Annotated in this window: 15 protein-coding genes, 1 pseudogene and 1 riboswitch; of the genes and pseudogenes, 7 read left to right on the forward strand and 9 right to left on the reverse strand. The window is 53.7% G+C overall.

Going from position 1 to position 18,688, the window contains the following annotated elements:
• Positions 1 to 23: 23 nt before the first annotated feature.
• The gene (locus HMJ29_RS17745) at positions 24 to 236 is read right to left on the reverse strand and encodes a hypothetical protein (protein ID WP_171592749.1); all 213 of its coding nucleotides are present in this window, start codon (positions 234 to 236) and stop codon (positions 24 to 26) included.
• Positions 237 to 2,030: 1,794 nt separating this feature from the next.
• On the opposite strand from HMJ29_RS17745, the gene HMJ29_RS17750 reads away from it, so the two are divergent.
• Positions 2,031 to 3,797, forward strand: a complete 1,767-nt coding sequence (locus tag HMJ29_RS17750) for an ATP-binding protein (protein WP_171592750.1) — start codon at positions 2,031 to 2,033, stop codon at positions 3,795 to 3,797.
• A 385-nt stretch (positions 3,798 to 4,182) separates the two neighbouring features.
• Here the strand turns inward: HMJ29_RS17750 and HMJ29_RS17755 are convergent, their stop codons facing one another.
• The 6 genes and pseudogenes from HMJ29_RS17755 to sdaAB form a co-directional block, all read right to left on the reverse strand.
• Positions 4,183 to 4,611 (reverse strand): EamA family transporter, encoded by a 429-nt coding sequence (locus HMJ29_RS17755; protein WP_171592751.1) that lies wholly within the window; start codon positions 4,609 to 4,611, stop codon positions 4,183 to 4,185.
• Positions 4,612 to 4,621: 10 nt separating this feature from the next.
• Positions 4,622 to 5,014, reverse strand: a complete 393-nt coding sequence (locus tag HMJ29_RS17760) for a DUF4259 domain-containing protein (protein WP_171592752.1) — start codon at positions 5,012 to 5,014, stop codon at positions 4,622 to 4,624.
• A 233-nt stretch (positions 5,015 to 5,247) separates the two neighbouring features.
• Positions 5,248 to 6,237: an NAD(P)H-dependent glycerol-3-phosphate dehydrogenase gene (locus HMJ29_RS17765; protein WP_317241770.1), complete on the reverse strand. Its 990-nt coding sequence runs from the start codon at positions 6,235 to 6,237 to the stop codon at positions 5,248 to 5,250.
• Between the two features lie 237 nt (positions 6,238 to 6,474).
• Positions 6,475 to 7,884 (reverse strand): efflux RND transporter periplasmic adaptor subunit, encoded by a 1,410-nt coding sequence (locus HMJ29_RS17770; protein WP_171592753.1) that lies wholly within the window; start codon positions 7,882 to 7,884, stop codon positions 6,475 to 6,477.
• Positions 7,885 to 8,028: 144 nt separating this feature from the next.
• Positions 8,029 to 9,537 carry a TolC family protein gene (locus HMJ29_RS17775; protein ID WP_171592754.1) on the reverse strand — a complete coding sequence of 503 codons (1,509 nt, stop codon included), beginning with the start codon at positions 9,535 to 9,537 and terminating at the stop codon, positions 8,029 to 8,031.
• 163 nt (positions 9,538 to 9,700) lie between these two features.
• Positions 9,701 to 10,380, reverse strand: a pseudogene (gene sdaAB, locus HMJ29_RS17780) (L-serine ammonia-lyase, iron-sulfur-dependent subunit beta).
• A gap of 271 nt (positions 10,381 to 10,651) precedes the next feature.
• Between sdaAB and HMJ29_RS17785 the strand changes: the two are divergent.
• The 3 genes from HMJ29_RS17785 to HMJ29_RS17795 are packed head-to-tail and all read left to right on the forward strand — an operon-like array spanning position 10,652 to position 13,226.
• A complete protein-coding gene (locus tag HMJ29_RS17785) occupies positions 10,652 to 11,638 on the forward strand; it encodes a tryptophan 2,3-dioxygenase family protein (RefSeq protein ID WP_171592755.1) in 987 nt (328 codons plus the stop codon).
• 41 nt (positions 11,639 to 11,679) lie between these two features.
• Entirely contained in the window at positions 11,680 to 12,435 is a 756-nt protein-coding gene (locus HMJ29_RS17790) for a peptidoglycan DD-metalloendopeptidase family protein (RefSeq protein WP_171592756.1), read from the forward strand.
• A 50-nt stretch (positions 12,436 to 12,485) separates the two neighbouring features.
• Positions 12,486 to 13,226, forward strand: coding sequence for a M23 family metallopeptidase (locus tag HMJ29_RS17795; protein WP_171592757.1), 741 nt, complete (start codon positions 12,486 to 12,488; stop codon positions 13,224 to 13,226).
• A 99-nt stretch (positions 13,227 to 13,325) separates the two neighbouring features.
• Here the strand turns inward: HMJ29_RS17795 and HMJ29_RS17800 are convergent, their stop codons facing one another.
• Positions 13,326 to 13,880, reverse strand: coding sequence for a DUF2911 domain-containing protein (locus HMJ29_RS17800; RefSeq protein ID WP_171592758.1), 555 nt, complete (start codon positions 13,878 to 13,880; stop codon positions 13,326 to 13,328).
• Positions 13,881 to 14,080: 200 nt separating this feature from the next.
• On the reverse strand, positions 14,081 to 15,382 hold the full coding sequence (locus HMJ29_RS17805) for an MFS transporter (RefSeq protein ID WP_171592759.1): 1,302 nt from the start codon (positions 15,380 to 15,382) through the stop codon (positions 14,081 to 14,083).
• Between the two features lie 240 nt (positions 15,383 to 15,622).
• Positions 15,623 to 15,815, forward strand: a riboswitch (cobalamin riboswitch).
• 188 nt (positions 15,816 to 16,003) lie between these two features.
• Here HMJ29_RS17805 and HMJ29_RS17810 point away from each other — a divergent pair.
• The 3 genes from HMJ29_RS17810 to HMJ29_RS17820 all read left to right on the forward strand — a co-directional run bounded on the left by HMJ29_RS17810 (position 16,004) and on the right by HMJ29_RS17820 (position 18,628).
• Entirely contained in the window at positions 16,004 to 16,420 is a 417-nt protein-coding gene (locus HMJ29_RS17810; protein WP_171592760.1) for an acyl-CoA thioesterase, read from the forward strand.
• Positions 16,421 to 16,561: 141 nt separating this feature from the next.
• On the forward strand, positions 16,562 to 16,867 hold the full coding sequence (locus HMJ29_RS17815; RefSeq protein ID WP_171592761.1) for a hypothetical protein: 306 nt from the start codon (positions 16,562 to 16,564) through the stop codon (positions 16,865 to 16,867).
• 186 nt (positions 16,868 to 17,053) lie between these two features.
• A complete protein-coding gene (locus HMJ29_RS17820; RefSeq protein WP_244679080.1) occupies positions 17,054 to 18,628 on the forward strand; it encodes an NAD(P)/FAD-dependent oxidoreductase in 1,575 nt (524 codons plus the stop codon).
• Positions 18,629 to 18,688 lie beyond the last annotated feature (60 nt).

The following is an 18,688-nucleotide window of genomic DNA, read 5'->3' on the forward strand; positions in this document are numbered from 1 at the left end:
AGGCCAGTAGACTAGGCATTCGCTTATCGCACGAAAAATCCTTTCTCTTCCCAAGCTTTAACATTTTGGGTGCGCACGAAGCGCGTTTCAATGTGGCCCCACGCATCTTGCTTGTACATTACCGTTTTGCCTTCCTCCCGCTTTTGCAAAGCCTGGAGTTGATCGGCATGAGATAGTACCGGCGCAGCTTCTTCGCTGGCTTTACGGGGACGGGAGCGTTTAACTGAAGTCGACATACCAGGGCTAACGTAAGGAGACAACAAATAAGTGCACAATCACTCTTCAAGTCCCAGAAAGCTGACGAATAAGTATTAACTACAACAGTTGGCAACTCCGATTTTAGGTGGTGCAGCCATATGTTGGTGCGCACAAACCCAACTTAATTAGAGTTATGCCTTCCCCGCTATTGTCATGCGTACATGCCCATTCTCCGGCATACTACACCTAAGCCCAAGAGTTTATTGTACTAATCTAGCGGAGCCGTATATCTGGTTCATTGATCCGGCTCAGGTCGCAACTGGTTCTTGCCTTTCGAACTATTAACGCATACCTGTGTGTCGTACTCACGTACCTCAACAGCACAACCTGTATGTCTGTATGGTACACTGGGACGAGAGATGCGTCAGGCTATGCTAGCATCAGGCATTTCATTCTTACTCTTAGCGTTCTTACTCTTAGCGTTGGCGTTACACTCTTTCCTGGCTTCTATGTTGCTTAAAGTGGTACGTAAAGACAACTTCTATTGGTTATGTAAGAACCGGAGGTTTTTTTAGCAAACTTGTAATATTCATGTTATCCAAACCACTACTTTCTTGTAATTTTCCACTAATATTGCATTTAGATAAGGACTCGATTTTGTGAGAAAATGACAGTCTGGAGCGGTAGAGCCTAATACAGGGGGCGCTACCGCTCTTATCTTCCTTGGACTGCTGTTTTAACTTGAAATTAATCAGGCTAAAAACTGGTAGTTAAACGTTACTTTCTCTGTCTCCATTGGAAATGGTTAGTCACTGGAAGAGAAATGTAAACGAGGCGGCTCTTTTCAGAGCCGCCTCGTTCGTTTATAATAGGTTACGTAATGCTACGAACTACAAGCTTATAGGCAAAAGTTTATCAGCATAACTCTCTAAACAACAATATATTATATAAAACAAGGTACTAATTGGCTACTAGATAATAGAATACGAAAAAACCCCGGTGTTAGCGAGGCTTTTTCTGTTTCAATAGGCATGCAATACCTATACTGAGAGCTTTAAGTAATAAGCATAGGTATAAGCAAATATACTCCGTCAACATGATAAAAAGATGATAATCTACTTATGCATAATCGTTAAACTACATGTCACAAATTTACAGCCTTTAACACAGCATTAGTTATTACTGTTTCTCAACAGAAGAGCTCTCACTCTTTAATATAAAATAAATTATACTTATTGATAAAATACTACTTGTCACAATTCAGCTAAACAGTGCCTTTATGAAGTAATGAATAAAGAAGAGTTTTGTATCATAAAGCCTTTAATTATGCTCCCTACTGTCTGCCGCCCCGCTACCTTATCACAGTTACCGGCACTTTCTGTGCTTGCTATCTTACTCATGACGGGAGAAGGTATTCCTTCTATTAAATAAGCAAGTATATAGAATACCAACCTTTACGTGCCTGTGAATCACGAGAACAAACTTTAGGCTAGACATTTATCAATCAGCACTGGGCAGGCGCTATATTCACATTTATGATACGATGTGGATGTAGAGTTTTAGTAATCAACCTGCTAATAGGGTTTAGCCATGTTGTACAGGCCCAGAGCCCGCAGACCAAAAGGATACGCGTTGCCTTATCCACAGCTACTGCTGATACCAGCCGCGTACTACTACTGGCTGATCTAAGCGCCACCTATCGTTACTCCCGGTTCGACTCTGTGTTGTTCTATGCTCGGCAAGGGTTGGCGCTGGCCCGACGCATTGATTACCCCAAAGGTGAAGGGCGTTGCTTGTCTCGTCTTGGCATTTTACATAGTGAACGTGGCAATTTGCCTCAAGCCCTGCGCGTAGATTTACAGGCTCTGAGCTTAAATGAAGCCTCGCATGATACCGAGGGCACAGCTCGCACGCTCAATCAAACAGGGTTACTTTACTATGCTCTAGAAGATTATCAGCCTTCCCTGCGCTACTATTTCAGGGCCCTGCACTTGTATGACACGGCCCCGAACAGTGACCCATCTCAGGTGGTAAGCGTGCTCACAAACATTGGAGCAAGCTATATGGGCACGGGTCAATTAGACTCTGCGGCTTACTTTCTTAATAAAGCCTGGCTGCTTACGCGCACCTCCCCCGCTGTGCACCGGAGTTGCTGGGGTAACCCCGCCCCTTACGTGTTACGGGAGCTAGGTCTGTTAGAAGCTTCCCGCAAGCGCTCCCATGAAGCCCTTTCCTATTACCGCCAAAGCGCGAAAGTAGCGGGCCCCGAAAATGACTTGCGCAGTGCCTGCCGCTCCTATCAGTATATTTCAGAGCTGTACCAACAGAACGGACAGCTTGATTCCTGCATTATTTATGCCCGCAAGGCCCTGGTGCTAAGCCAATCATTACCCTATGTGCTGGGCGTAGTGCGTAGCAGTAATTTGCTGACGGACAGCTTCAAGAAGCTAGATAAAGGGGATAGTACGCTCAAGTATATGAGCATCATGCTAGTGGCACAGGATAGCCTGTATAACCCTCAGCGTATCAAACAGCTGGATGCAATTGGCTTTGCGGAACAGCAACGGCTGCGCCAGTTGGAAGATGAGCAAGTGGCCTATGCTGCCAGAGTGCGCTTACTAGCGGCCATTGCGGGGGTTAGTGGGTTGCTCCTATTGGTTACCATACTCTGGCGCAACAACCGACAACAGCAGCATGCCAACCAACGGCTGCGAGCCCTTAATGAACAGGTAACCCACCAGGCCGAAGAACTCCTGGCGCAACGCGATAGTGTAACCCGCACCCTCCAAGAGCTAAAGATTACGCAAGGCCAGCTAGTGCTACGCGAAAGAATGGCCTCGTTAGGGGAATTGATGGCTGGGGTGGCCTACGAGATTCAAAATCCGGTTAGTTGCGTACGAAAGTACGCCGCCATTAGCGTTGACCTGTGCCAGGAAATAAAGACGGAGCTCACGCAAACCGTTTTACCACTCGATGACAAAGAGCTAGTCGACGAGATGCTTCAGAACCTTGGGCGTAATCAGGAGAAGATTATGCACCATAGCCAGCGGGCCGAGTCAATTGTGCGGGGCATGTTGGAGTACTCGCACGCAGGCAATCAACCCAGGCAAGCTACTAACCTGAACCAGCTTGCGGAGGAATATTTGCGCTTAACGTACCACGATATGCGAGCTAAAAGCCACTTGTTTAACGTGGCCTTGCTTCTCTACCCTGATCCGGCAGTAGGCTGGGTGGATATAGTTCGGCAGGACTTGGGGCGAGCTTTGGCAGGTGTGTATACCACGGCTTTTGCCTCCATTCAGCAGCGTTTGCTCCAGGGTGATGAAGAATATGTTCCGCAGGTCTCCCTCACCACTAAACGAATTGATTCAGAAGTGGAGATTTGCGTGCGTGATAATGGGGCTGGATATTCCGAAGCCACACAGCAGGCCTTATTCAAGCGCTTTCCAACGACGGATAGTATTTCAGATGCCACACTAGGCCTAGCGCTGAGTAACGACCTGCTAACAAAGAGCTACCGCGGCAAACTTTCTATGGTGTCATTCGAGAATGAGTACACCGAGTATTTGATTTATCTGTCCTTGCCTCTATTGAGCTAATTCAGTTGGCAATTTACTCAACCAGATTATTCCGATAAAATAGTGTGACGTTGGGTTATGCTTATGTCACGATAAAAGTGAATAAGGCTAAATTATACAGCCTTCAAGTAGCGTTTCTTTACTCTTCAACGCCTTTTACATCGCCAGGCTGCTGTTAAAACCAGCTGGAATAGCATGTCACGAATTGCGGGATTTAGGCCTTGGTTACCCCTGTGGATAGGTGCACTTTTGTATCACCCTCCGGCTAAGGAGCACATCGCCACTTAGCCTCGACCGTCCCCTTTCCACAACCAAATGCGCAAGCCGGAAAAGAGATTTTCCGGCTTGCGCATGGGTGCGTATACATACTTCCTCGCTTCACAACGCAGCCAAGTAGCTGCTCAGCCTAGTGCCCACGCGCTAACAGGCCTATACCGAGTACAATACTAACTAAACCCAGCGCTTGCGACCAGGTAAGTGCTTCCCGCAACACAACCAGGCCCAAGACTGCCGTAAGCAGCACTGAGCCACCCACAATTACTGGGGTGCCTACGGATGAGGGCACCCCTCTGCCAAAAACCACGAACGTTAGAATTTCGGCTAAGCCCACCCCTGCACCCGCTAGCATGGCCAGGCCCACTCCCGTACTACTCACTTCAAGTGGCTGCCCTTTATACCGCAGCCATAACAGCCATACGCTACCCAAACCAGCCGCTACCAGCTGTAAAATAACTGCGCCCGCCGCCGCTGAAATATGGCCGGCCGCCAGCTTGATAAAGAAATTATAGAGTGCCAGGAAAAGCGCCGTGAGGAGCGCAAGAATAAGCCAATGCATAGAACGTGGTTTACTGCAAACGCTCAAGTACTTCCTTCTGCAGCTCCTGCCAGGCTTGAGCATCATCGCTGTTCGCCCAATGCTGCTGCAGCGCCGACTGCTTGGCTATGGTTTGCACCGCCGCCCGGGCCATTCGCTTAAAGCTGGGGGCTTCAGCGGGAGTAAGCTGCACCGTGAGGGGGAGCAGATCGGCGGGCAGGTCGCGGCCGGGCTTACCCACTAGGGCCGCAACAATTTCGGCGGCGGCTAAAGCTTCCTGGGCAATTTCAGCCTCCAGCGGAGCAGAAGAGTCAGCGGCGGCTAGTGCTTCTGAAAGCAGAGCCAGGCTATGCGTTGCGCGAAATTTGGCAGAAAAATCAGCTGCCGCATCGTTATCAAAATTGTGGTAGCCCCAGGTTGCCATACGGTCTTCGGTAAGTGAGTGGTAGTAATACCAGACGAGATAACAGCCATTTTGTTCCGTACCGGGTGTTTACCTGGTTACCAGCAGAGTAGCTAACCTGCTTTCAGCCTAGGCATAGCTGTACACCTTAACCTGAATATGAGAGCCAGTCTTAGGCCACTGCCAGCAACGTGTACTAAACCAGCAAGCTGGCAGAGACGCCTACACCCCGCAATAAACTAACCTGGCAGCATTTACCGCAGCCTTTCCTTGAGCAACTCAATTTCTACTGCCGGCGAGATTTTCTCATACAGTACATGATAAGCGGCAGAAGTAATGGGCATGGGCACCTGTAGCTTCTTATTCAGCTCATAAATGCTCTTAACGGCATAGTACCCCTCTGCCACCATGTTCATCTCCATTTGCGCCGATTTTACGCTGTAGCCCCGGCCTATCATATTCCCGAACGTGCGGTTGCGCGAGAATTGCGAGTAGGCAGTTACCAGCAGGTCACCCAGATAGGCCGAAGCCGATAAGTCGCGGGGCTGTGGGTTGAGGGCATGTACAAAGCGGCGCATTTCCTGCACGGCATTCGACACTAGTACCGCCTGAAAATTATCACCGTAGCCCAGGCCGTGGGCAATGCCACAGGTAAGCGCAATAATGTTTTTCATAACGGCACAGTACTCAATACCGTCGAGGTCCTGGGCGGGGTTTGCTTTCACATACCGGTTGCGCAAAAGGCAGCTGAATTCCTCTGCCAGCTCGGCATCGGGCGAGCCTATGGTGAGGTAGCTTTGTTTCTCCAGCGCTACCTCCTCGGCATGACAAGGCCCGGCCACCACGCCCAACCGGGTATGCGGCAGGCGAAACCGCTCGGCCACGTAATCGGTCACGAGCACATTCTTCCCCGGTATCATGCCTTTTATGGCCGAGATAACTCGCTTGTGCTTGAGAGAGTCGCGGTCCAGCTTATCAAGGGTGCTCTGCACGAAGGCCGCAGGAACAGCCAGCACCAGCCAATCAGCCTCCTGCACGGCGTCTTCTAAATCAGTTGTAGGATGCACCCGCGCCAAATCAAGCGCTACCGAGGACAAGTAGCGGGGATTGTGGCGCGTGCGTAGCAGGTGCTGCACGTCGTCTTTACTGCGCATCCACCAGCCCACGCGTGCTCCGTTTTCTGATAGTATTTTGGTGAGTGCAGTAGCCCAAGAGCCGCCGCCAAGCATGGCAATTTTTTCCAAGCTGAGTTCGGATAATAAAGTGGTCACAAAAGCAGAGAAACCGCCAGCAGTGTCTGCTCAGCTAACTCCTGACAGAGTACGGCATAGCTGCCGAGCCTACGCTAGGCCAGCCTGCATCTGCTAATCCTTCAATCTTAGCCAAAAAAAACGAGAGGCCGCCAGTGCTAGATGCACTGGCGGCCTCTCGCATAGGCCTAGCGCGCAATTACTCAGGCAAATGCCAGTATTAGGTAAGGCTTAATTTTCTTCCTCCTGATCTTCTTTCAGCGCTGACTTATCTAGGGACTTTAGATCCTTAATGACCACCGGGGCCCCATCTTTCAGGGTTTTAGACACGGCGCGGTAAGGGCCACTCACTAATTGGTCGCCGGCCTGAATGCCGCTCAGAACCTCCATGTTGTTCCGGTCGCTGATGCCGGTTTTCACTGGCGTCATAACGGCTTTACCATTCCGGATCAGGAATACGACCTGTTCCACCGGCTCCTCATTTACACTGGTTTGGTCTGCTGCGGAAGTACCTGCTCCGCCGCGGCTCACACGCACGGCTGGGGTGCCTTTGCCCTCAGCAGAAGTAGTGGCGCTGTCGGAACGGGTAGTCACGGCCATTAGGGGCACACTTAGCACGTTGGCTTTGCGCTCCGTGATGATATCAACGGAGGCCGTCATGCCCGGGCGGAAAGGCACTACCGCGCGCCCCTTCTCTGAGCGCAGCAGCTGCTGATAAGAAGCCGGCAGCAAACGGATGCGCACCTCAAACTCCGTAACGGCTTCTGCCGTGAGGGCATCTTTCGCCGTGTTGGCAATGCTAGTCACCACGCCCCGAAACTTCTGGTTTTTGCTGGCATAGCTGTCCACCTCTACGTCGGCTGAGTCGCCGAGGCTGACGTTGATAATGTCATTCTCATTCACACTTACGCGCACCTCCATGTTGTTGAGGTTGGCAATGCGCATAATTTCGGTACCTGCCATCTGCGAAGTACCAACTACCCGCTCGCCCTTCTTCACGTTGAGCTTGCTCACGGTGCCACTAACGGGCGCGTAGATGGTGGTCTTGTCTAGGTTTTTGCGGGCTTCATCAAGGGAAGCCTGCGCGCTCTGCACGTTGCTTTGAGCCGCCCGAATGCTCTGCCGGGCCGAATTGATTTCTTCCTGTGAAGCCTCGTAGGCCGCTTTGCTGGCTTCAAAATCAGCCTGAGAAATTACTTTCTGCTTATAGAGGGAAGCATTGCGCCGGTAGGTTAGCTCCGTTTGCTTGGCATTTGCCAGCAACTGCTGCAGCCGGGCCTGGGTTTGGGCTACGTTAGCCCGCTGCGTACCCACGGAAGCGGTTTGCATGTTCACCATGGCCTGATAGTTATCGGGGCGGATGCGCAGCAGCAGCTGGCCTTTCTTTACCGAATCACCCTCCTCCACGTTAAGCTCAATAATTTCACCTGATACGTCGGGTGAGATTTTCACTTCCGTTTCCGGCTGCACCTTACCCGAGGCGCTTACCGTTTCAACAATAGTGTTCGGACTGGCTTTAACGGCTAGTACTTCCGTGCCGGCAGGCTTACCGATCAGGCCCTGCTTTTTCGCCACAATATAGCCAACCAGCAGCAGCACCACTATCCCCAGCAAAATGTACAGTACGCGGTTATTTTTCATTTATCTGCTAATCTAGTAGAGACTTACGTTATCAAAACCAAAGCTTCGCTTTAGTAATGTCGTCTGGTATCTCCGTTCTGAGCTACCAGAGTAAAATCGTACTTCAAGCCGCTTTATTCCCGACCGAAAGTGTAGCCCGTGACCTTACAAGGCAATGGGGCGGCCTTGGTAGAAGTCGAGCACTTTGCGGCGGAAGATGAACTCGTACTTGGCCTGAATCATGGTAGACTCGGCGGCGGTAAGGTTATTTTTCGCGATGTTAAACTCTGTGCCATTCAGCAAGCCATTGTTAAACCGTATCTCGGCGTTGCGGTAGGCCGCGGTGAGGGCTTCCGTCTGGCGGCGAGATGAAAGGTAGCGGCGCTGAGCCGCAATGGCATCCGCGTAGGCCTGTTGAATATTTTGCCGGAGCGTGAGACGAGCCTGTTCAGCTCGCAGCTCCTGTTGCTGAATGTTTATCTGGGCCCGCTGCACGCTCGTTCGCGTCTGGAGGCCATTGAGAATGGGAACCTGCAAGGAGAACTGCAGGCTCTTACCCAGGTTGTCTTTCAGCTGCTGAGAAAACCTGGAGGGCAGCAGCTCCGGAATAGCCTGCTTAGGCTGCAGCAGGAAATACTGTGATGGAATGGGCTGTCCTCCTAGCCCTGATTGAAATACGGGCACCTGCACGGCCGAGGTTGAGTCGCCGTTGAATACGCGAGCCAGGCGAGACGAAGAGAAACCAGTGAAAATACCAGCTCCGAAGGCCAGACGCGGATAGTACCCTCCGCGGGCAATATCCAGGCTGCGTTGAGCAGAGCGCACGCGCAACTCGGCAGCCTTGATTTCTGGTAGCAGGCCCTGCGCCGTTTGGAATGTGCCATCGGGGTCGGCCTCCACCAGGGGCTGATCATCAGGATCGGCCAGCACGGGCACATCAATCGCTAGGCCTGTGGGTGAGGGCAGGTTGAGTAGTTGGGCGAGCGTAAGCCGGGCCAGATCACGCTGGTTCTGCGAGGTAATCAGGTTAACCTCATCGGAGGCCTGCTGCGCCTGAATGTCGAGCAGGTTGCTTTCGGGTATGGCGCCTGCCTTCAGCAGCTTTTGCGTGCGCTCTACCTGCTGCACGGTGCTGTTTACGCGCACCTCATTGGTACGCACCAGCTCCTCAGCCAGCACCAGCTGCAAAAAGGCGGAGGCTACGTTTAGGGCCAGATCATTGCGCGACTTCTCAATATCCAAGCTGCTGGCCTCCGAGTCGAGGGCATTGCGCTTGACGGTGTTGCGCAGCTGAAAGCCCGAAAACAGCGTTACCTGGGTATTTGCCGAGAAATTGTTGGACCGAATAGTCTGACTAACGAAATCGTTGGTCAGGGGGTCAAGGCTGGTACCGTAGTTCCAGGCTTGAGTGCCGGATAGGTTGGCGGAAGGCAGCAGCGCCGCCCGGCTTTGGCGCAACGTGGCATTCTGTAGCTCCGAGGTAAGCTGCTGCTGGCGAACGGTGAGGTTGTTCTGCAGGGCATAATCAATCGCGCGTTGCAGGGTAAACGGGCCGGTGGGCGCAGTGGCCGCTAAGCTACCCGCGGGTGGCTGAGCGGGCGGAGTAGTCTGGGCTACAGCCGGAGTTGCTAGCAGGCCGGCCGAGAGGGGTAACAACCAGTAGAAACGCTTCATACAGTGTGATGCTTGCCTGCCTACAGGAAACAGGGTTAAAATAATTGTAGCCAGTGGCCTAGGCCACTAAGGTATAGGAACGCCAGGCCACTCTGGGGGCAAATCAACGAACCGCCCCAATTCAGCCTCTAATCAGACTATTTTACCCATTAGCTTGCTTGCCTTACTCAATGGTTGGAATGTACGTTACCCGGTGTACCCACCGCAGCTGCCGGAGGTACTCCAGGGTTATATCACGCAGGCCAGAGTCAATCTCGATGAACTGCCGGGCGGCATCGTTTTTACCCTTCCGGGATACAAACATGGTGGCAATGTTGCACTCATCGTGGGCAATGACTGAGGCAATAAAGGCAATGGAGCCCGGCACGTCATCGGCATCAATAATGAGCGTGTGCAGAGAGGCTGAAAAATCAGCCGGAAAGCCATCCACTTCCACAATGCGAATAACTCCCCCCCGCGGCTCTGCCCAATAACCTCAACGGCGGTGCCAGCGCGCTCATCACGCAGCTGAAGCTTAATGGTGTTGGGGTGCATGGTAGAAGCGTTGCCGACACTTTGAAACGTGTACTGCAAACCCGCTTCCTTGGCATGGTCAAAGGCCTCCCGAATGCGCACATCATCGGTGGGCATGCCCAACAGGCCGGCCACAATAGCGCGGTCGGAGCCGTGCCCTTCGTAGGTGCGGGCAAAGGAGTTGTAGAACGTGATGGTCGCGTGGGTGGGCACAGAGCCCAAAATGCGGATTGCGGCGCGCGCAATGCGTACCACCCCCGCCGTGTGCGAAGAACTCGGCCCGATCATTACCGGCCCGATCATATCGAAAATGCTGCTTTTTTCGGCCATAAACGTGGTAAAGGTAGAAGTTTACCCGATTCAGCGCAGCAGCAATTCCCAGAGGCCGTTAAATCGATGGTTACGAAACACAAAACCGCTTTTTTTCAAGCCCCTGCTCCAAGAGCTTGGTTCCTACCAGAGTGGCTCAGCGCCGACCCAGAGGTGCTTGCTGAATGCTGCTCAGCAACACTCAACGGGCAAGCAGTTCATGATTCAGCGGCTTTTTCGTTCTTTGTGCTCCACCCCGCATTTCCTTTCCCTCCTTTCCGCAATTACTCTTATGACCACCCCCGAGGAAGAATTTTCGCCGGAGGTCTGGCAACAGCTGCGCCGCCTCCAAACCAAATATGCCGCCGATGGCCAAGACCTGGCCGCTTACCTGGAAGGCCTCTATTACGCCGACTACGTTAATTACTGGGACTATATTAAGCTGGATACGCTGCTCTCCCTGCAGCAGCCCCTGACCAAGATTCCGGATGAGCGTATATTTATCATGTACCACCAAATCACGGAGTTGTACTTCAAGCTCTGCCTGTGTGAGTACGAGCAGCTCGGCGACCTGGGCGAGCCTACGCTACAGGAAGTAGTGCTACGCGTGGGCCGCGTAAACCGCTACTTTGAGAACCTGATTGACTCGTTTGATGTGATGGTGGATGGCATGGACAAGCAGCAGTTTCTGCAGTTCCGGATGAGCCTGATGCCGGCCTCGGGGTTTCAGAGTGTGCAGTACCGCATGATTGAGCTAGCCAGCACGGCGTTATCCAACTTAGTGCCCGAAGAGCGCCGCCGCCTGCTCGGCGAGGCCGCCGCCCACGACGAGTTGCTGGGCTGCATTTACTGGAAATCGGGTGCTACCGTAGAAGATACCGGCGCTAAAGCCCTCACGCTGGTGCAGTTTGAGGAGAAATACACGGCGCAGCTCATGGAGCACGCCCGCCACTTTCAGGACCGCAACCTGTGGGCCGTGGTACAGCGCCTTCCCGAGGAAGACCGCCAGCACCCGCGCCTGCTCCGGCAACTCCGGCAGCTGGATGTAAACGTGAACGTTAACTGGCCCCTGATGCACTACAAGTCAGCGGTGCGCTACCTGGAACGCCACCCCGATGCCATTGCGGCTACCGGCGGCACCAACTGGCGCAAATACTTACCGCCCAAGTTCCAGCGCCGCATCTTCTACCCCCAAATCTGGAGCCCGCAGGAGCTAGAGGACTGGGGCAAAGGCTGGGTAGAAAGCGTGCTAGGTGAGGAAGTGGCCTACGACGGTTAGAAAGTAAAGTATGTTTATTTACTCTTAGCCCTACCTAGTTCGTGCTTAAACCTGTATTAATCACTGTAGTCACCAGCATATTATGGTGTTTGTGTGGATCGGCTTACGGTCAAACACGTTTACATCGTGTTTACAAAGTTGAACAAACAGATGGTAGAGTGGCCATTTTCGGGATAAACCAGGAAGTTGTGCCTTATTCCGTACTGCTTGAGGCTACGCTAACGCACATGCAGAGCAGCACTCCACTGCCCGCTAGAGTTGTATTGGCGCCTGCAGAGCAACCGCAGCTACTGGCCATTTTCACTCCTACAGGTGCAGGATCCCACTATAACTATACCTACCATTTCGACTTAGGGGCCTATACTGGCCTAGCTCCGGATACCAGCGCCGTGTATGCACTTCCATGCAACACTGCCATCGACTCTCTAACGATAGGACGAGCCGATAACCAGTACCTTTATACCTTCCGGTTACATGAAAATGCTCCTGTACTCGCCGCCCGCGAAGGGGTTGTAGCCGCTATACATTATGGTCAACGGAATAGTACGGCCATAAATAGTAACTTGATTTACGTTTACCACAACGATGGCACTCATGCTTGTTATGAAAATATTAAAACAGGGAGTGCAACCGTTCAGGTTGGCCAATGGGTAAAGCAAGGTGAACTCATTGCTTACTTTGGGCACAGGAAGCAAAACCCTTATTTATGGTTTTCTGTGGAGCATTCAGGAGCCACCGAATCAGAAGCCATACCGGTTACTTTCCGTACAGGCAGCCGTTTAGTTCGGCCTCGATAAGCCATTATTTTATCGGCTATACTATCCGTTTATACTACAGAAACTCAACTATGCCCAAATTTCTAGCATTCGCTCTAGGCATCAGTCTACTCGTGTTTATACGCATCCCGGCACTATGCCAAGCCGCTCTCTACAAGATATATCAGGTAAAAAACGAGAATGGTACTGTGTCGATTATGGGAGAGAACCACGGGGTGGTACCAGTATCTGTTCTCTTAGAAGCGAAGCTAGTACTGATGCACAGCACCGTTGCGTTACCTGCTAGAATTGCCTTGCCGCCAGCCGAATCCCCCCAGTTGCTAACGGTCTTTGTTCCAGAAGCCTTAGACCCTTATTACCGCTATACTTACAATATTGATCCGGGCGTCTATACCGGCCACGCTCCCGACAGTAGCCTTGTATACGCACTGCCCTTTCGGGTCCAGACAGATACCATCAAGATCAGACGGCAATTGCGGAATCAATACCCATTTGCTCTTCCGGTGGGTACTCCCATTGTGGCAGCACGGGAAGGTATTGTTGCCTTTGTTCGCCACGACAAGAAAAACGCACTTGTACGCAAAAACGGAAACGTGATTTTAGTTTACCATGCTGATGGCACTCAAGGCAGGTACGAGAATATTACGCAGAACAGCGCCGTTGTACAAGTCGGTCAACAGGTAAAACAGGGTGAGCTTCTGGGATACTTTGGTGGAAACAAATATGAACCTCATTTTTGGTTCGTGGTGGTATATCTGACCAAGCTGGGACTTGAGGCAGCACCAGTAACTTTCAATGATAAAAAAGAGTGAATTAACTCTGATGTAGTTAACCCGATATAACCAGAACGGCCCCCGCTCCTACTCAGCTGAGTAAGAACGGGGGCCGTTTTGTTGAGTGGCCTAGGGCTGTTACTTGCTCACGGTGAAGCTGGCCTGCGTGTTTTCCCAAGCCATAGTTACGTTGCCTTTCTTATCGGAAGAAATGGTGAACTGCTCTACCAGCGAAGGGGTTTTGCTGGGTTTTACGGTTACACGCAGGGCATCCTGCTCTTGTTTGTACTCATAAGCACCCCACTGATTGGCCGTCTTGTTGAAGATAATGGTCCACTCCTGCTCGCCGGGGATGGTAAACAGCGCATACTTGCCAGCTGGCAGGGCCTGGCCGTTGATTTTTACGGGCTGTTTTACTTCAAACGTAGTAGCCTCGTTGGCACCAGTGCGCCATACTTTGCCATACTGCTCCAGCCCACCGAATATTTTGCGGCCTTTCACCGAAGGGCGGCTGTAGTCAATGGTGTAGGCCACTCCGCCGGGCGCAGTGCCCGTTACGGTTGCGGGCGGGCTGGGGCGCTTCGATTTATCCTCGGGAGCCTTTGTGGTCATGGTGCCTTGCGCGAAGGAAGTAGCCGCCAGCAGAAAGGTGCACAGGAACAGAAAGAGGAATTTTGGGGTGAGGGTACGCATACTGATGAAGGGGGGTTTAGGAGAGAACACTGGAACAGAAAGCTCAACTTACGCACTTTGTTTTCACAGCAGCACGCCTGAGGTTAAAAACAGGTACTTGACAAGCCAATGGACAACGCCAGGGTTCAATAGGTTGCCTATACTTTTCTCACTTGATTAGCCTACACCACTTCGGTCCCACTTAGCCCACTGGTACTAGGTTAGTCTTCTCGCATCCGGGAGGTGTCGCGGGTATCGCTCATGCGCAGGTATACCAGCAGCGAGATGGCCGCACAGGCCGTTACATACCAGTAAAACCAGGTTTCCACGCCCCGGTCTTTGGCCAGCAGCGCCACATACTCCGCCGACCCGCCAAAAATTGCCACGGTAAGCGCATACGGTAGCCCCACCCCCAACGCCCTGATTTCCGTGGGGAACAGCTCGGCTTTCACTACCGCATTAATGGAGGTATACCCACTCACAATGAACAAGGCCAGCACCAGCAGCCCAAACGCGGCACCGGGCCCGGCCGAGTGGCCTAGCGCCGTGAGCAGCGGATACGTGCCGAGCGTAGCTCCAAACCCAAAGAACAGGAGGACCGGCCGCCGCCCTACGCGGTCGGAGATGGCGCCCAGCACGGGCTGCAGCAGCATGGCTACCCCCAGCGCCGCAAACGATACCATAGTAGCCTCGGCCTTGCTAAACCCGGCCGTATTCACCAAAAACTTCTGCGCGTACGTGGTAAATGTGTAAAAAACCACCGTGCCGCCCAGTGTCAGGCCCACGACCGTAAGTATCTCCCGCGGGTAGCTTAGCAGCAGTGTGAGCTTGCTGGGTTGAGCGGTACTGGTGCTGGTCTGCTTGGTGAAGGCATCGGTTTCTTCCATGGTGCGGCGCAGGTACAGGGCTACCAGTGCTGCTCCCGCCCCAATGGCAAACGGCACGCGCCAACCCCAGGCATACAGCTCCTCGGTGCTCAGCACGGCCTGTAGGCCTAGCTGTACCAGCAGCGCCAGCAACTGCCCGGCAATCAGGGTCACGTACTGAAAGCTTGAGAAGAACCCCCGGTTACGCTGATCAGCCATTTCGCTCAGGTACGTAGCCGAGGTGCCGTATTCCCCGCCTACGCTCAGGCCCTGCAGCAGGCGCGCTATTACGAGGAGCACGGGTGCTGCCACGCCAATTTGCCCATACGAAGGCGTAAGAGCAATCAGCAATGAGCCTCCACACATCAGCAGCACCGAGAGCAGCAATGCTGCTTTCCGCCCGTGCCGGTCGGCGTAAATACCCATCAGCCAGCCGCCCAGGGGCCGCATCAGAAAGCCGACCGCAAAAATGGCTGCCGAGTTGAGCAGCTGGGCCGTAAGGTCGCCCTTAGGAAAGAAGGCCGGGGCAAAGTACAAGGCAAAGGCTGAGTACACGTACCAGTCGTACCACTCTACCAGGTTGCCCACCGAGCCGCTGAAGATGGAGCGAATACGGGAGGCCATGGTGCGCGGCGCGGGAGTAGTAGAGGGTGCCATAGGCCAGTATTGAAGGGGGAAGGGAACAGCCGCAAAATAGCATGAACTAACGCCACAGCTGTCATTACGAGCCGAAGGTGAGGAATCTGAGGTATCTTCTAGATGCGAGTGACTAGCTCGCGTTCTGTTTTAAGTTGTGCATACATCCGTCCTACGGCCAAGTAGTAGATTCCTCACCGCGTTCGGAGTGACACTGATGCATTCTGCTACCTTTGGCCCATAGTTCTTTGTCTGCTTATTCCAGTCAGACGAGCGGCAGGTGTTTGGCTTCGGCCAGAATGAAAAGGGAACCGGGTGCAACTCCCGGACAGACGCGCTACTGTAAGTAACCATCAGCCAGTGCTTTCCAACTACGGCCCATTGCCCATATAAAGGCGAGAAGGGCGGAAAGCATGTTACAAGTCAGGAGACCTGCCCGCCGCTCTTAATGATGAGGCTCCTGCGCGAACCAGGTCCTTGTCGGGTGCTGCTGCGGGCTGTGACCCTCTCCTTCCGGCTAGTATAGCCGGGCGAAGGGCAGTATGTGCGTAGGCCAGGTAGCCGGCAATGAGAAGGTTGCAAAAAGGGCCGCAGAAGCGGCCGGCAGAGCGAGTTTTCTCTTTACCACCTCCTCCTCTACCTATGTCTTCACTAGACGAAAAAATCAGCCGAGCCGAAACCCGCATCTTTAAAGCGGTATTCCCGAACACCACCAACCACTACGACACCCTCTTTGGCGGCACCACGCTGCACATGATGGATGAGGTAGCCTTTATCACGGCCACCCGCTTCAGCCGCCTCAAAATGGTCACAGTCTCCTCAGATAAGGTTGACTTCACCCACCCCATACCTGGCGGCACGCTGGTAGAGCTCATTGGGCGCGTGGCCCGCGTAGGAAACACCAGCCTGCAAGTGCGCGTAGAGCTGTTTGTGGAGCAGATGTACTCCGAAGAGCGTGTCAAGGCCGTTTCGGGCTTGTTCACCTTCGTAGCCATTGATGAGCAGAAACGCCCGGTTTCTATTCTAGGCCACCCTGAACCTACTCAACAGTTTAAATAGCTTACAACCAGAGTGGTTATCCTCTAGTACCCTTATCCATTCCTTTTTTCTTGGAATAAAAAGCGCTGGCTGAACCTTTCAGGCACAAGCGTAGGTTTATCGAACTATTCATATCACCTGATTTTCTCCTCTCAGTAGAAAATGGAGCAGACCTTGCCTAATCAAAAAGCCCGTTTGGAACAGTCGTTCAAGGAAGCCGATAAAGCTCGTGAGGAGCTTACCGATTCCATCTCAAATTCTGTGGCTGCCAACTGCGACCTGTTACACCACGGCCTGGTAAGCGCCAAGGGCCTGGAAGTTACGACGGAGATGTACCGCCACCTGCTGGGCCACTTACTACGTCATCCTTCCGGGGAGGTCCGTTCTCAGGTGCTGGAGTGCTTTAACCATTCCATGGAGAAGTTCTGGCCCCGCAAATCGGCCATTACCGGCAGCGGAACCGACTAGCAAAACCTACTGTTTGAGAGCCGGCCCTGCTTAGCAGCATACGCACTGCCTCTGCGGTTGCGGCAGTTGCCAAGCAGGGCCGGCTTTTGCTTGCTCAAACATACGAGTGGCCTAGGCGGCATTTTCGTAGTTTTGTCCCTGCTTTTTACCCTTTGGTTCAAAGGCTAACTCCCTTTCACCTGTTTTATGCCCATACCCCAGGAAATCGAGGTGCTGCTTCCCCCCGAAGTGGCCTACGATGAAATGGCGCGCTACCGCGCCCTCCTCAACGCGGCCGGCCTCGTGCCCGGTCAGGCCGATTTTGTGCACTTGCGCAAGCGCTCCATTGATGCGCGTGGCCGTCAGCCCCAGGTGCGCCTGCGCGCCGATATTTACCAGACCCCACCACCCGCTAACCTGTTTGGTCCCTGGTTTCACTATTCCAACGTAAGTCAGGCCCGGCGCTCAGTACTCATTGTGGGTGCGGGCCCCGCCGGGTTGTTTGCGGCTTTGCGGGCTATTGAGCTAGGCATTAAACCCATTGTGCTGGAGCGCGGCAAAGATGTGCGCACCCGCCGCCGCGACCTGGCCGCGCTTAATAAGGAGCACATCGTAGATAGTGACTCTAACTACTGTTTTGGCGAAGGCGGGGCCGGTACCTATTCTGATGGTAAGCTCTACACCCGCGCCACCAAACGCGGCGACGTAGGCCGCATCCTGCGTCTGCTGGTGCAGCACGGCGCCACCCCCGATATTCTCGTTGATGCCCACCCTCACATTGGCACCAACAAGCTGCCCTACGTGGTGCAGGCCCTTCGCGACACCATTCGGGAGGCCGGAGGCGAAGTGCGGTTTGAAACCCGCGTGACGGATTTGGTACTGGAGCAAAATAACCTGCGCGGCGTAGTAACGGCAACTGGCGAGGCGTTGGAGGCCGATGCCGTAATTCTGGCCACCGGCCACTCGGCCCGTGATATATATGAGTTGCTGCACCGCCGTGGGGTGCTCATTGAGGCCAAGCCCTTTGCCCTGGGCGTGCGCGTAGAGCACCCGCAGGAGCTGATTGACCAAGCCCAGTACCGCCGCAAAGATCGGGGGGGCCTACCGGCAGCCTCGTATGCGCTGGTGCACCAAACCCAGTGGCAGAATAAGCAGCGGGGCGTATTTTCCTTCTGCATGTGCCCGGGGGGATTTATTGTGCCGGCGGCCACTGCCCCCGGCGAGGTAGTGGTGAACGGCATGAGCCCCAGCCGCCGCGACTCGCGCTTTGCCAACTCCGGCATTGTTACGGCCATTGAGCTCGAGGATATGGACCTGCGCCAGTACGGTGCGTTGGCCGGATTGCGCCTGCAGCAGGATATTGAACAGCGCGCCTGCCAGCTGGCCGGTAACACCCAGTTGGCGCCCGCCCAGCGCCTCGGCGACTTCCTGAAGGGCAAAGTGTCGGCGGAGCTGCTGGAAACCAGCTACCAGCCGGGACTGGTTTCACTTCAGATGGAAGAAGTGCTGGGCACTGGCCTAGCGGAACGACTGCGCCAGGGTTTCCGGAATTTTGGGCAGAAGATACCCGGCTACGCTACTAATGCCGCCCAAATTGTGGGCGTGGAAAGCCGTACCTCCTCCCCGGTGCGCATCCCCCGGGACCGGGACACCCTGCAGCACCCCGAGGTGCGTGGGCTGTTTCCGTGCGGTGAGGGCGCGGGCTATGCCGGGGGCATTGTGTCGGCGGCTATGGATGGCGAGCGGTGCGCCGAAGCGGTACTGGCCGCTATCAGCGCCTGATACTTTCTCGCTTGTGCCGGTTTGAAACAGCCTTAAAGGTGCCTTGCTGGCCATTAGCGG

The sequence above is a fragment of the Hymenobacter taeanensis genome (assembly GCF_013137895.1).
Lineage (GTDB): Bacteria > Bacteroidota > Bacteroidia > Cytophagales > Hymenobacteraceae > Hymenobacter > Hymenobacter taeanensis.